The sequence below is a fragment of the Lysinibacillus sp. NPDC096212 genome (genome assembly GCF_044763105.1).
Taxonomy (GTDB): domain Bacteria; phylum Bacillota; class Bacilli; order Bacillales_A; family Planococcaceae; genus Lysinibacillus.
On the sequence record NZ_JBIWFQ010000011.1, the window covers coordinates 1 to 14684 of the forward strand.

At 39.9% G+C, this 14684-nt stretch carries 11 protein-coding genes; 1 reads left to right on the plus strand and 10 read right to left on the minus strand.

Translation table 11 applies throughout. The features are described from left to right. Positions 1-139: 139 nt before the first annotated feature. The 6 genes from ACIQ7T_RS12405 to ACIQ7T_RS12430 form a co-directional block, all read right to left on the minus strand. Positions 140-1732 carry a CTP synthase gene (locus ACIQ7T_RS12405; protein WP_370083036.1) on the minus strand — a complete coding sequence of 531 codons (1593 nt, stop codon included), beginning with the start codon at positions 1730-1732 and terminating at the stop codon, positions 140-142. 567 nt (positions 1733-2299) lie between these two features. After that, positions 2300-2833, minus strand: a complete 534-nt coding sequence (gene rpoE / locus ACIQ7T_RS12410) for a DNA-directed RNA polymerase subunit delta (RefSeq protein WP_402870660.1) — start codon at positions 2831-2833, stop codon at positions 2300-2302. 151 nt (positions 2834-2984) lie between these two features. Continuing rightward, positions 2985-3146 (minus strand): hypothetical protein, encoded by a 162-nt coding sequence (locus tag ACIQ7T_RS12415; RefSeq protein WP_370083040.1) that lies wholly within the window; start codon positions 3144-3146, stop codon positions 2985-2987. A gap of 121 nt (positions 3147-3267) precedes the next feature. After that, positions 3268-6516, minus strand: coding sequence for a fused isobutyryl-CoA mutase/GTPase IcmF (gene icmF, locus ACIQ7T_RS12420; RefSeq protein WP_402870663.1), 3249 nt, complete (start codon positions 6514-6516; stop codon positions 3268-3270). Positions 6517-6826: 310 nt separating this feature from the next. Beyond that, positions 6827-7459 carry a TetR/AcrR family transcriptional regulator gene (locus ACIQ7T_RS12425; protein ID WP_323654254.1) on the minus strand — a complete coding sequence of 211 codons (633 nt, stop codon included), beginning with the start codon at positions 7457-7459 and terminating at the stop codon, positions 6827-6829. 3 nt (positions 7460-7462) lie between these two features. Beyond that, positions 7463-8599, minus strand: coding sequence for an acyl-CoA dehydrogenase (locus ACIQ7T_RS12430; RefSeq protein WP_402870666.1), 1137 nt, complete (start codon positions 8597-8599; stop codon positions 7463-7465). 44 nt (positions 8600-8643) lie between these two features. On the opposite strand from ACIQ7T_RS12430, the gene ACIQ7T_RS12435 reads away from it, so the two are divergent. Continuing rightward, positions 8644-8868 carry a hypothetical protein gene (locus tag ACIQ7T_RS12435; protein ID WP_402870669.1) on the plus strand — a complete coding sequence of 75 codons (225 nt, stop codon included), beginning with the start codon at positions 8644-8646 and terminating at the stop codon, positions 8866-8868. A gap of 5 nt (positions 8869-8873) precedes the next feature. On the opposite strand, the gene ACIQ7T_RS12440 is transcribed toward ACIQ7T_RS12435, so the two are convergent. From ACIQ7T_RS12440 to ACIQ7T_RS12455, 4 genes are all read right to left on the minus strand, one after another. Continuing rightward, positions 8874-10010 carry an acyl-CoA dehydrogenase gene (locus tag ACIQ7T_RS12440; protein ID WP_402870672.1) on the minus strand — a complete coding sequence of 379 codons (1137 nt, stop codon included), beginning with the start codon at positions 10008-10010 and terminating at the stop codon, positions 8874-8876. 69 nt (positions 10011-10079) lie between these two features. Then, positions 10080-10931 carry a 3-hydroxybutyryl-CoA dehydrogenase gene (locus tag ACIQ7T_RS12445; protein ID WP_370083068.1) on the minus strand — a complete coding sequence of 284 codons (852 nt, stop codon included), beginning with the start codon at positions 10929-10931 and terminating at the stop codon, positions 10080-10082. After that, positions 10931-12136: an acetyl-CoA C-acetyltransferase gene (locus tag ACIQ7T_RS12450; protein ID WP_402870675.1), complete on the minus strand. Its 1206-nt coding sequence runs from the start codon at positions 12134-12136 to the stop codon at positions 10931-10933. The genes ACIQ7T_RS12445 and ACIQ7T_RS12450 overlap by 1 nt, the downstream gene beginning before the upstream one ends. Positions 12137-12334: 198 nt before the next feature. Further along, positions 12335-14557 (minus strand): heterodisulfide reductase-related iron-sulfur binding cluster, encoded by a 2223-nt coding sequence (locus tag ACIQ7T_RS12455; RefSeq protein ID WP_402870678.1) that lies wholly within the window; start codon positions 14555-14557, stop codon positions 12335-12337. Between the last annotated feature and the right edge of the window lie 127 nt (positions 14558-14684).

Genomic DNA, 14684 nt, shown 5'->3' on the forward strand with positions numbered 1-14684 from the left:
TTGTTTCTCGACAATTCAAGTATATATAAATCGGTGAATCTGTGCTTTTTTTATGCGTGGAATTATGTGAATACCCCAACAAATATTATAGAACCGAAAAAAAAGAGTTGTCTCAGCACTTGAGACAACTCTTTTTTCATTATTTGAATGTTGATCCGATAAAATCACGGAACAATGGCTGTGGACGGTTTGGACGTGATACCAATTCAGGATGGAATTGACATGCTACGAAGAAATTATTTTCTGGTAACTCGATAATTTCCACTAATTTACCGTCAGGGCTTGTACCTGAGAAGACAAGACCTTCAGCTTCCATCGCTTCACGATATTCATTGTTAAATTCATAACGATGGCGGTGACGTTCATAAACAAGTTCTTGACCATAAGCTTGGATTGCCTTTGAGCCTTCTTTTAACTTACATGGATATAAACCTAAACGTAATGTACCACCGATGTCTACACTGTCGTTTTGATCTGGTAGGAAATCGATAATAGGATATTGCGTTTTTGGATCAAGCTCTGTAGAATGCGCTCCTTGTAAACCAAGTACGTTACGAGCAAATTCTACTGTTGCAAGTTGCATACCTAGGCAAATACCTAAGAATGGTACATTATTTTCACGAGCATATTGCGTCGCTAAAATTTTACCTTCAACTCCACGATCACCGAAGCCACCTGGAACTAAAATTGCATCAGCACCTTTTAATAATGAAACAACATTGTCAGCATCCACATGTTCTGCATTGATCCAATCAATCTCAATATCAGAATTAAATGCATAGCCTGCATGCTTTAATGCCTCTACAACAGAAATGTAAGCATCTTGTAGTTCTACATATTTACCTACTAATGCTACTTTTCGTTTATTTGGTAAGCTCTTCACTTTTGCTACAAGCTCGCGCCATTCTTCCATATCTGCCTCTGGTGCTTCAATGCCAAAATGGTCAAGCACGATATCATCAATATCTTGTGCATGAAGGTTTAGTGGTACTTCATATAAATGTTCTGCATCGCGAGATTCAATAATTTCGTGTGGCTGAACATCACAGAATAAAGCTAATTTTTCTTTCATATCCTGAGGCACTTCTTGCTCTGTGCGTACAACGATAATATTTGGTTGAATACCTAAAGAACGTAATTCTTTTACAGAATGCTGAGTTGGTTTTGTTTTTAGCTCACCTGCAGCTTTAATATAAGGAATAAGCGTACAGTGAACATACATCACATTGTTATGACCTAAATTCGTTTTCATTTGACGAATTGCTTCAAGGAATGGCAATGACTCAATATCTCCAACTGTTCCGCCTACTTCTGTAATAACTACGTCTGCATTAGTTTCGCGACCAGCTCGTTGAATACGATCTTTGATCTCATTTGTAATGTGAGGAATTACTTGTACTGTTCCACCGTTGTATTCACCGCGGCGTTCTTTTTGTAATACAGATTGATAAACACGTCCTGATGTTACTGTAGAATGTTTTCCTAGGTTAATATCAATGAAACGTTCGTAGTGACCTAAGTCTAAGTCAGCTTCTGCGCCATCATCTGTTACGAAAACCTCACCATGTTGATAAGGACTCATTGTACCTGGGTCAATATTGATATATGGGTCAAATTTTTGAATCGTTACTTCTAATCCGCGATTTTTTAATAAACGACCTAGAGATGCTGCTACAATCCCTTTTCCAAGTGAAGAAACAACCCCACCTGTTACAAAAATATACTTCGTCATGAAAAAATTCCTCCTTTTGTTGTTCTAGAAATTACTAGTAAGAAAAGTGCATTCACGTCCTAAGCTAAGTAATCTTGAGCATTAATGCAAATGTCTCTACGGCCTAAGAAATTGATATTTCTTATCCCTAAAATAAGAAAAGCCGAGAATGCCTACAAAATTGTAGTCGATTCGAAGCTGTAATCGTTTCTATCTCTTTTCTACTTTCCTTTTAAAAAATCCATCCTAACATATACTCAGTCACCGATTAATATACATCATGAATAATTTAGAGCATTTATATTCATTCCGTAGCTATAAACATGGGAGAACTTGACTGAATATAGTTAAAAAAATAAAAAAACGCTCCTCCTGCATAGGTTTGCAGGGGAAGCGTATTACATACACGGTCTTTCTCCTTTAATTAAGGAGCCCAAGTAAAAGATTAAACGGAACCGCGATAGAAGTCAAGATTTTTTACTACACGGATAAAAGAAAGAAAATTTCAAAGAGTAATTATCATCAATTATGCCTCAGCATAATTGCATCCGGAATCGGCTTATTTCAGCGGTTGTTTGCTGAAATAAGTTAGATTTCGTCCTCTTCTTCAAATTCCTCTTCATCTTCATCAGTAAAGTCCTCGTCGATTTCTTCATCGATTTCCTCTATATCTTCTTCATCAAAATCGATATCTTCTTTATCTTCTTCTTCATCTAGATCATCATCTTCTTCAACGAATTCTTCATAATCTTCATCGAAGTCAATATCTTCTTCCTCTATATCTTCATCTAAATCATCTTCTTCAACGGCAGCTTTAGATTTTTTCTTATGAGTTTTAACAGAAGGAGCTGTTTCTTCTTCAATCTGTTCAACTTTATACCATTCACGTAAGCCCCAGCCAGTTTCCTGATTAAATAAGAAGCGGCCATCTACATTTAAATCTGTGTAAAATTGTAGTAGGCGAGCTTTCATTTCTTCATCACTATAGCCTACAAGCTCTTGAATAATTGTTAATAAGTCATTAAAAGACACTGAGGCACGTTTTTCATTTAAAATTGCATACGCTAAGTTAATTAACGACTCTTCCGTTAATTGTTCTTTTGTCATTTCACGAAAATTCATTCGTGCACTTCCTTTCCCTCATCACATTGGACGTTTTAAAATTTATATAGCTTTATTGTCGGAGCGCAGCAAAAAAGGCCGCACAAAAGTAACTTTCCATATCATAAGCATAATACCCATTATATACAAAGTTTTATCCTCTTTGCTAGCTTCAATTACTGTTTTTTATATCACGCATTTTTTTTATCCCTAAGTAAAACAAATAGAAAGATAATATAAGTAAAGGAACAGCGCCAAATTGCTTATCATACAGGAAAATAACTCCTACCACCAAAGCCAAAATAATGATGTAGTTAATTGTTGATTTCATCATTCTACTGCGCCTCCCCTTTTTTTTACATTTCTTATTATAACGGAAATAAAAAGAAGTGCCTAATCCTAAGACTAGACACTTAAAACTTCACAAACATTTTGCACAAACAAAATACTACGAATTACATATTACGACGATATTGTCCGCCAACCTCATATAAAGCATTTGTGATCTGCCCTAAGCTAGCGACTTTTACGGTTTCCATAAGCTCCGCGAAAATATTACCGTTGTTTACAGCTACTTGTTGTAAACGGGCAAGGGCCGCTTCGTTCTCACCTTCATGTTGCTTCCAGAAGGCATGTAAATTATGAATTTGCGTCTCTTTTTCTTCCGTCGAGGCACGCGCAATTTCCATATTGTTAATTTCATCTTCTGAAGGTGGGTTCGGATTTAAGTATGTGTTCACACCAATGATTGGTAACTCACCTGAATGCTTTAGCATCTCGTAGTGCATGGATTCCTCTTGAATTTTACCACGTTGATATTGTGTTTCCATTGCACCTAGCACGCCACCACGATCATTGATACGATCAAACTCTTCTAGTACCGCTTCTTCTACAAGGTCTGTTAACTCTTCTACGATAAACGCTCCTTGTAATGGATTTTCGTTTTTCGCTAAACCATGTTCCTTCGTAATAATCATTTGAATAGCCATTGCACGACGTACAGATTCTTCCGTAGGCGTTGTAATGGCCTCATCATATGCATTTGTATGCAATGAATTACAGTTATCCTGTAATGCCATTAACGCCTGTAACGTTGTGCGGATATCATTAAAATCAATCTCCTGTGCATGCAAACTGCGTCCAGATGTTTGGATATGATATTTTAATTTTTGTGCTCGTTCATTGGCGCCGTACTTATCACGCATGACAACTGCCCAAATGCGACGGGCTACACGTCCAATAACTGTGTACTCTGGATCAAGTCCGTTAGAGAAGAAGAATGATAGATTTGGCGCAAAGTCGTCAATATTCATTCCTCGGCTTAAATAATATTCCACATACGTGAAGCCATTTGCTAATGTGAAGGCCAATTGTGATATTGGGTTCGCACCAGCTTCAGCAATATGGTAACCAGAAATAGATACTGAGTAATAATTACGAACTTTATGATCGATAAAGTATTGCTGAATATCTCCCATCATTCGTAACGCAAACTCTGTTGAGAAAATACATGTATTTTGCCCTTGGTCTTCTTTTAAAATATCTGCTTGCACGGTTCCACGTACAACCTGTAATGTCTTCTCACGTGTCTCCGTAAATTCTTCAACTGTTAAAGGTCGACCAAGTTCTTCCTCACGTAGTTTCACTTGCTGATCAATAGCCGTATTCATGAACATCGCCAAAATAACCGGTGCCGGACCGTTAATTGTCATTGATACTGAAGTTGATGGTGCACATAAATCAAAACCTGCATAAAGCTTTTTCATATCCTCTAGCGTACAAATAGATACACCCGATTCTCCAACTTTCCCATAAATATCTGGTCGGTAATCAGGATCCTCACCATAAAGCGTTACCGAATCAAATGCTGTTGATAAACGCTTTGCATCATCATCCTTCGATAAATAATGGAATCGTTTATTCGTACGCTCAGGCGTTCCTTCACCAGCAAATTGTCGCTTCGGATCTTCACCTTCACGTTTAAATTGGAATACCCCCGCTGTATAAGGGAATTCACCAGGTACATTTTCTCTATAAACCCAGCGTAAAATTTCACCATAATCTACGAATTTCGGCAAAGCAACTTTAGGTATTTTTGTACCAGAAAGGCTTATTGTCTTTAAAATTGTTCGAATTTCTTTATCACGAACTTTTGTGACAAATTCGTCTCCTGCATACGCTTCTTTTAAAGCATGCCAATTGTCTAATATTCGTTTAGACTCAGCTGTTAATTCATCTCTAACACCTTCCGCTAAAGAAGTGAGAGATGCGATAAGTGCATCATTTGGCGCTTTTTCCTTAACCGCTGCAATAGCTCCCTCTAATTGGTATAGACGACGAGCAAATTCCACCTGTTGCTCTGATTTTTTATGATAGCCACGCACAGTATCTGTCAGTTCTCGTAAATAATAACGACGGTCGTTCGGAATGATAACATCTTGTTTTTGGGTTTTCGCAAATTGCTCATAGCCTGTTTCCCAATTACTACCTGTCTTCGTATTAATGATATTGACTAATGCAGCAAATAAAGCATTCGTTCCTTTATCATTAAATTGACTGGCAATCGTACCGTACACAGGCATATTATCAAGTGATTCATCCCAAAGCTCTCGTGAACGTTGATATTGCTTCTGCACTTGACGTAATGCATCCTCAGAACCTTTGCGTTCAAATTTATTGATAGCGATCACATCCGCAAAATCAATCATGTCAATTTTCTCAAGCTGTGTTGGCGCACCAAACTCACTTGTCATAACATACATAGATAGATCAGTGTATTTTGTAATTTCCGCATCACCCTGACCAATACCACTTGTTTCTACAATGATTAAATCATAACCCGCTACACGCGTTACATCTAGCACATCCCCAATGGAAGCAGTAAGCTCTGTACGAGATCCACGGGTTGCTAAACTACGCATATATACGCGATTATTGAAAATCGCATTCATACGAATTCGGTCACCAAGTAAAGCCCCACCTGTCTTTTGCTTTGTCGGATCGACAGAAAGAATAGCTACGCGTTTATCCGGAAACTCCTTCAAGAAGCGGCGAATTAATTCATCTGTTAAGGAAGATTTACCCGCACCACCTGTTCCAGTAATGCCCAATATAGGCGTCCCTTTTGAGCGTTTGCGAGCTTCCGCTAACATCTTTTTCGTTTCTTCATCATCATTTGACTCAGCAGCAGTTAATAAATTTGCTAAAATTTCAGGTGTTTCTGTGGATAGAGCATCCAGCTTTTCTTGATAGCTACCTATAGCAGTCGGGAAATCAGTTCCTTTAATTTTCTCATTAATCATCCCTTGTAAACCTAAAACACGCCCATCCTCTGGTGAGAAAATCCCTGCAATCCCGTAAGCATGTAGCTCTTTAATTTCACGTGGTAAAATAACACCACCGCCACCACCATAAATTTTAATATGTGGCGCCCCTTTTTCACGCAGCAAATCATACATATATTTAAAGTATTCCATATGCCCGCCTTGATAAGAAGATACCGCAATACCTTGAGCATCCTCTTGAATCGCAGCATTTACGACTTCTTCCACGGAGCGGTTATGTCCTAAATGGATTACCTCTACACCGCTTGATTGTAAAATACGTCGCATAATGTTAACCGAAGCATCATGTCCATCAAAAAGACTCGATGCTGTTACAAAACGTACGTGATTTTTTGGACGATATACTTCTACCTTTGTCATATGAAATCCCCACTTTCTCCCCTTAATGTTCTTTATCGACTCATCATCATAAAGTGTGGTTGATTTCCGTTCCGACTGGGCGCTTTCCTGGGGGCGTCCGATGAGCCGCTTCACTCGCACCGCTCGCTCCAGGGTCTCATCTGTGACGCTGATCCCCAAGGAGTCGCCCAGTCTCCACTTCAATCAACTAATTTACATGACATACATTTTTAACAAATATCATCCCCAACTTTGGTGATGAGCCTCATAAAAAAGCCGGTAATTGCAATGTCGCTCTATGCAATTACCGACAACCCCTTTACGGAACTTATTAGAACCCCTTTATGCCCGAAATAAACAATGTTATTTGCATTTCAATAAATTCGTCAATAGAGTGCTGACGATGGAGCGCCCATTTACGGAATGCCCAGCTTTGTCCAGAAACGACTAAGTTATTTGCCGCCAAGTGAATTTGTTGATCCGTCATCGTTATTTCACCTGACTGCACACAGCGTTGTAGTAATCGCTCAAAAGTACCTACCATTTCAAACTCTTTACTAAATACATAACGTTGTGCTTCTTTTGATAATGATTTAGTTTCCTGATACATGATTGTCAGCTCATCAACCATACTATCAATTTGCAAGAAATACTCTCGAATCATTTCCTTTAACTCTTCTATAGTTCCTGCCTTAATCTCATAACTTGAAAGTCGCTCCATCGCATGGTGATAAATACTATCACATACAAGGTAAAGGACATCTTCCTTAGTACGAATATATTCATATAATGTTCCGATACTAAAGCCTGCAGCTTTTGCGATTTCTCTCGTGGTAGCACGATGAAAACCTTTTTCTTTAAATAATTTAATGGCTCCCTCTATCATTTGTTCTCGACGAATGGCGATGAGATTTTCATCTTTTACCGTTGACTGTACTTGGGGTCTTTTATCTCTTTCTGTCATACGTTATTTTGTCAACATACGAGAGATAACAAGTCGTTGAATCTCTTGTGTACCTTCATAAATTTGTGTGATTTTTGCATCACGCATGAAGCGCTCAACTGGATAATCTTTCGTATAGCCATATCCACCAAAGACTTGAACCGCCTCAGTCGTTACATTCATCGCAGTATCGCCAGCCATTAATTTTGCCATTGCAGATGCCTTACCATAAGGTAGACCATTTGATTCCAACCAGGCCGCTTGGTATGTAAGCAGTCGAGATGCTTCAATTTGAGTTGCCATATCCGCTAGTTTAAAGGAGACACCTTGGTTAGCAGTAATCGGCTTACCAAATTGCACACGCTCTTTACCGTATTCAACAGCTGCATCTAACGCACCTTGTGCAATCCCTACAGCTTGTGCCGCAATACCATTACGTCCTCCATCAAGTGTTGTCATCGCAATTTTGAAGCCTTCTCCCTCAGCTCCAAGCATGTTTTCTTTCGGAACGCGACAGTTATCAAAAATAATTTCAGTTGTAGGAGATGAACGAATTCCTAGTTTTTTCTCCTTCTTTCCTACCGAGAAGCCTTCATAGCCAGCTTCAACGATAAAAGCGGTTGTGCCATGTTTAGCTTCTGGGTCTGTTACTGCAAATACAACATATGTATCTGCTACTCCACCATTGGTAATGAAAATCTTCGAGCCGTTTAAAATATAATCATCGCCATCACGTTTTGCATAAGTTTTCATGCCTCCAGCATCAGAACCTGATCCTGGCTCCGTTAAGCCATATGCACCGATATGTTTACCTTCTGCCATCGGACGAAGATATTTTTGTTTTTGTTCTTCATTACCGAATTTATAGATCGGCCAACCCGCAAGCGAAGTATGTGCTGATAAAGTTACCCCTGTTGACGCACATACACGTGATAATTCTTCTACAGCAATGACATACGCAAGATAATCAAAGCCTGCACCGCCGTATTCTTCTGGCCATGGAATACCTGTTAAGCCTAGCTCCGCCATTTTATCAAAAATTGCACGGTCAAACTCTTCGTTCTCGTCACGTTCAGCTGCTGTTGGTGCTACTTCATTAATAGCAAAATCACGAATCATTTCGCGTAATTGCTCATGCTCTTCTGATAATTGAAAGTTCATTGTCCATTTCCCCTTTTTCGTTAGACTCTGTTAGTGCTATATTGTTGATTTCAATTTTTGATAATGTTTCTGGATTATTGCTTCGAGAAACCGAGCAAATCTTTTTGTTACCTGATCAGTTCTTCGAGGTACCTGAGCGATTCATTGCTTTACCTGATCAGTTCTTCAGGTTACCCGAGCGATTTATTGCTTTACCTGATCAGATTTCCGGGTTACCCGAGCGATTTATTTTAGCAATCGACATCATCCTTGAAAAATCAACATTGTAAAGACCTTATTTAAGTAAATGTTTACTAATGACTAGCTTTTGAATTTCACTTGTACCCTCGTATATTTCTGTCACCTTTGCATCTCGGAAATAACGCTCTACGGGATAGTCTTTTGTATAGCCATAGCCACCAAAAATTTGGATAGCGTCTATTGCTGTTTGCACTGCCGTACGAGAGGCAAAAAGTTTTGCCGTCGAGGCCTCGGCTCCACACGGTAACCCTTTTGTGCGTAAATCCGCTGCCCGATAAACTAATAATTTCGCTGCTTCTACAGCAGTCGCCATATCAGCAAGCTTGAAGCCAACCCCTTGTTGCGCTGCAATAGGCTTTCCAAATTGAACACGTTCTTTGGCATAGGCAGTAGCTGCCTCTAGCGTTGCTTCAGCAATGCCTAGAGCTTGTGCTGCGATTCCAATACGTCCAACATCTAAGTTGGCCATTGCAATTTTAAAGCCTTCCCCTTCCTCCCCAAGAAGGTTCGTAGCTGGAATGCGACAGTTGTCGAATGTTAGTTGAACTGTACGTGAGCCGTGTAGACCCATTTTATGTTCATCTTTCCCTATGATTAAGCCAGGTGTTCCTTTTTCAACTATAAATGCTGAAATACCGCGTGTTTTTTCAGCAGGATTCGTTGAGGCAAAGACAATATAAACATCTGCTTCTCCGCCGTTTGTAATAAACACCTTGGAGCCGTTGATGACATATTCATCTCCATCTCGCACCGCTTTAGATTGTAAAGAGCCAGCGTCAGAACCAGCGCTAGGCTCCGTTAAACAAAATGCCCCTAAATATTCACCTGCAGCAAGCTTTGGAACATAACGTTTCTTTTGTTCATCGTTGCCGAAATAAATAATGGGATTTGTTCCAACCGAAGTATGCACAGATAAAATAACCCCCATTACCGCGCTAACCTTCGACAGTTCATTGATAGCAATTATGTACGATGTAAAATCCATCGCTGAGCCGCCTAATTCCTCAGGCGTCGTGATCCCCATTAAACCTAATTCTCCCATTTGTGCAAGGAGTTCGCGTGGAAACTCTCCTGCCTCCATACGTTCTACCCACGGTTCGATTTTATCCTGAGCGAAATTCCGAACCATATCACGCATCATTATTTGTTCATCTGTAAATTGTAAATACATCTATAATGTCACCCCCGTACGTTGTCCCGTAGCATTACACTTCGTTTGAATCGTCCCATCCCCATAGGATTATTCGTAAACGTAAAAGCCTCTTCCAGATTTTTTACCTAGCCATCCTGCTGCCACATATTTACGAAGCAATGGACAAGGTCTATATTTACTATCACCTAAGCCCTCATGTAAAATCTCCATGATGGATAGACATGTATCAAGACCAATGAAATCTGCTAATGTTAATGGCCCCATCGGATGATTCATTCCGAGCTTCATCACATCATCAATAGCTTCCTTCGATGCTACACCCTCATACAATGCGTAGATCGCTTCATTAATCATTGGTAATAAAATACGATTTGAAATAAAGCCTGGGAAGTCATTTACTTCCACTGGCGTTTTCGATAATTTTACTGTCATTTCTTCAACCGCTTTGTAGACTTCATCACTCGTAGCTAACCCTCTAATAATTTCTACAAGCTTCATAACAGGTACCGGATTCATAAAGTGCATACCAATCACTTGCTCTGGACGATTTGTGACAGCTGCAATTTCCGTAATTGGTAAAGATGATGTATTCGTAGCTAAAATGGCATGTGCCGGTGCAATCTGATCAATTTGCTTAAAGATGGATTGCTTTACTTCCATATTTTCCACTGCTGCCTCGATGATAATATCTACGTCACTAGCATCCTCTAAATCTAGTGACATATTAATACGACCTAGAATGGCCGCCTTCTCATCCTCAGTTTTACGACCCTTTTCGACATCACGTGTCAGGTTTTTCGTAATGACTCCTAAACCACGTTCGAAAAATTCTTGCTTCATGTCGTTCAGTTTGACGTCATAACCAGCTTGTGCACAAACTTGTGCAATGCCGGAGCCCATTTGCCCAGCACCAATAACCATTACTTTTTGAATTCCCATCATTCATGTCCCCCTGTTTTCGGTACTTCAATCATAATCGCATCGCCTTGCCCTCCACCTGAGCAGATAGCAGCAATTCCGATACCACCGCCACGGCGCTTTAATTCATGAGCAAGTGTTAAAATAATGCGTGCTCCAGATGCTCCGATTGGATGACCTAATGCAACTGCACCACCGTTAACATTGACCTTTTCAGCATCTAAATCCGCCAATTGTTTGCTGACAAGTGCTACTGCTGCAAATGCTTCATTGATTTCGATCAAATCAATGTCAGCTAATGATTTCCCCGTCTTTTTCAGTAATTTGTTAATGACAAGCCCTGGTGTTTGCGGGAAGCTCTCTGGCTCAATAGCAATCTCTTCATGGCCGATAATAACTGCAAGTGGCTCTCTGCCTTCACGAGTTGCACGTTCTTCACTCATTACTACTAAGGCACATGCACCATCGTTAACACCAGGTGCATTACCTGCTGTAATTGTTCCATCCTTGTCAAAGGCTGGTTTGAGTTTTGCAAGTACCTCCATTGATGTACCAGCTCTTGGTGCCTCGTCTGTATCGACTTGAAGCGGTTCTCCCTTACGTTGTGGAATTTCCACAGGCACAATTTCTTCAGCAAAGTAACCTTTTTCAATTGCTGCAAGTGCACGTTCATGACTGCGAACTGACCAAGCATCCTGCTCCTCACGGCTTAACGAATATTCTTTCGCCGTTGTATTACCGTAGCTTCCCATATGCGGCCTTGCCTTATTAAAGGCACATGTTAAGCCATCATATAGCATGCCATCCACCATCGTTGAGTCGCCCATGCGTAAGCCAGTTCGACCATTTTGTAAATAATACGGTGCATTGGACATGGACTCCATGCCACCAGCGATCATTACTTCTTCGTCCCCTAATCGAATTAGCTGATCTGCTAGTGTTACAGCACGCATCCCTGACGCACAAACTTTGTTAATCGTTTCTGTTTTTACCGCTATTGGTAAATTTGCTTTGATTGCAGCCTGCCTTGAAGGAATTTGGCCCTGTCCCCCTTGTAAAACGGAGCCTAAAATTACTTCATCCACTTCATCAGGCGAAAGATTCGCTTTCTCAAGTGCCCCTTTTATGGCGATTGCACCTAAATCACTTGCACTTAATGCTGATAGTGAACCTCCAAACTTACCAAATGCAGTTCTTGCTCCTGCTAAAATTACAGCTCTATTCAAGTAAAACACCCCTTTTGTTTTACGTTCTAGAAGAAGTATTAGAGCATCTACGTTGACTGAACGCTCGCTCGACCTCTTGCGATGAAAAATGGGAGTTTATTGATCAACTCCCATCTCCATTTAATCTTATTCTACAAAACAATTATTTATTGTGCAATTTATATTTTTCAGATAACAGAAATATTTCTACAATAACTATCATTTTTCTGCGTTAGCCTCTGTATTCTTGTCTTGTTCGACACTGTCCACTGAAGCTACCACTTCTTCAACCATTACATCCGCTGCTTCTTCAACAGATTCTTCGACAGCTTTCACTTTTTCACCAAATACAGAACGCTCTAATAGTTCTGCAACATCGAATGTACCGATTGAATCCTCAACCTCTTTTGCCTTTGTTCCATCCTCAAGCATTGTTAAGCAGTAAGGACATCCAGAAGAGATAACAGATGCATCAGTTGCTAAAGCTTGTTCTGTTCGTGCTACGTTAATACGGTTGCCGACATGCTCTTCCATCCACATTAAACCGCCACCTGCACCACAGCACATTGCCGTTTCACGATTACGCTCCATTTCCACAAGCTTAACACCTGGGATACCACGTAATATCTCGCGTGGTGCATCATAAACATCGTTATAACGACCTAAATAACAAGAATCGTGGAAAACAATCGTTTCATGAACTTCATAATTTAACGCTAGACGATTTTCTTCAATCAATTGATTCAATAATTCAGTATGGTGGTAGACCTCGCCCTTCCAGCCAAAGTCTTGGTATTCATTTTTAAAGATATTGTATGCGTGCGGGTCAATCGTAACGATTTTCTTCACATCGTTTTTCTCAAATTCATCGATATTTGCTGTTGCCAACTCTTGGAATAAGAACTCATTTCCTAAACGACGAGGAGTGTCCCCTGAGTTTTTCTCTTTATTTCCTAAAATCGCAAACTTCACGCCCGCCTCGTTTAATAAACGACAGAAAGCTAATGCAATTTTTTGCGAGCGGTTATCAAATGCACCCATTGAACCTACCCAGAATAAATATTCCATTTCCTCGCCTGATTTTTTCAGCTCTTTCACTGTTGGAATATGAATTGTTGGATCTAGGTCACGCCAATTTTCTTTTTCTTTACGGTTTAAGCCCCAAGGATTACCTTGACGCTCGATATTTGTCATCGCGCGTTGTGCATCAGGGTTTACTTTCCCTTCAGTCATTGTTAAGTAACGACGTAAATCAATAATTTTATCGACATGTTCGTTCATAACAGGACATTGATCCTCACAGTTACGGCAAGTTGTACATGCCCAAATCTCTGATTCTGTAATAACATCGCCAATTAAAGAAGGATTGTAGATATCTTCAATGACTGCCCCCTCAGCACCAGCTGCCATCGCTAGCTGATTCCCCTTTGTATTAGCAAAGAATTGATAAGGAACCCATGGCTTTTGCTTTGTTACAACAGCACCTGTAAATGTTAAATGATCACGAAGCTTCACGATTAAATCCATCGGTGATAGCATTTTCCCTGTTCCTGCCGCTGGACACATATTTGTACAGCGTCCGCACTCTACACAAGAATATAAATCGAGCATTTGTTTTTGTGTAAAGTCTTGAATACGTCCAACACCAATTGCTGGAATATCCTCTTCATCTTCAGCATTTTCTAATGCTTCAAAGTCGATTGGTGTTAAAGTGCCTGTACGATCCAAACGGTTCATATACACATTAATCAGGCTTACAATCAAGTGGAAATGCTTCGATTGTGGTACATACACTAAGAATGTCAAAAGAGTTAGTAAGTGCACCCACCACATTACAAAGAAAACAACAGCCGCTGCTGATGCTGGTAAGAAACTAAAAATAGCGGCAATGCTAGAAGCAACTGGCTCTGTATAAGTTAGTTCTTCACCATGCCAAATTATTCCCATACCATTTGCAAGTAATGTGGATACCATTAACCCACCAATGAAAATTAGGACAAGACCATTTTTCCAGCCTCGTTTTAGACGTACTAGCTTTTCTACATAGCGTCGGTAAAATGCCCACACAACCGCCACTAAAATCATTAATACTACAAGCTCTTGGAAGAATGTAAACACACTGTAGAAAACGCCAAGCGGTAAATGTGATCCAGGTGCTAACCCCTTCCAAATTAAATCAATGGCACCAAGCTGCACCATCAAAAATCCATAGAAGAACATGACGTGAATTAAACCACTCTTTGGATCTTTTAATAGCTTGTTTTGGCCAAGTACATTGACCATAAGATAACGAACTCGTTCTTTAACACTTTCATCAAACTCAACCTTTTTCCCCAATTGCACAAACTTATAGCGTGTTTTTAACAGATAGAAAAACAATCCTACTGCATAAAGCACAACCACGACTGTTAGAACAATGTTTGCAATTACTAATGGACTCATGGTTGGTCCCCCCTTTAGTCTGTCGTAAGTTTCTCTCTTTGTGGTAAATTTGCTAGCTCATACGTAAATGTACGTCATTCCATCATTATATTCCCATTCTAATAAATGAGTGAGCATTCAGTCAACA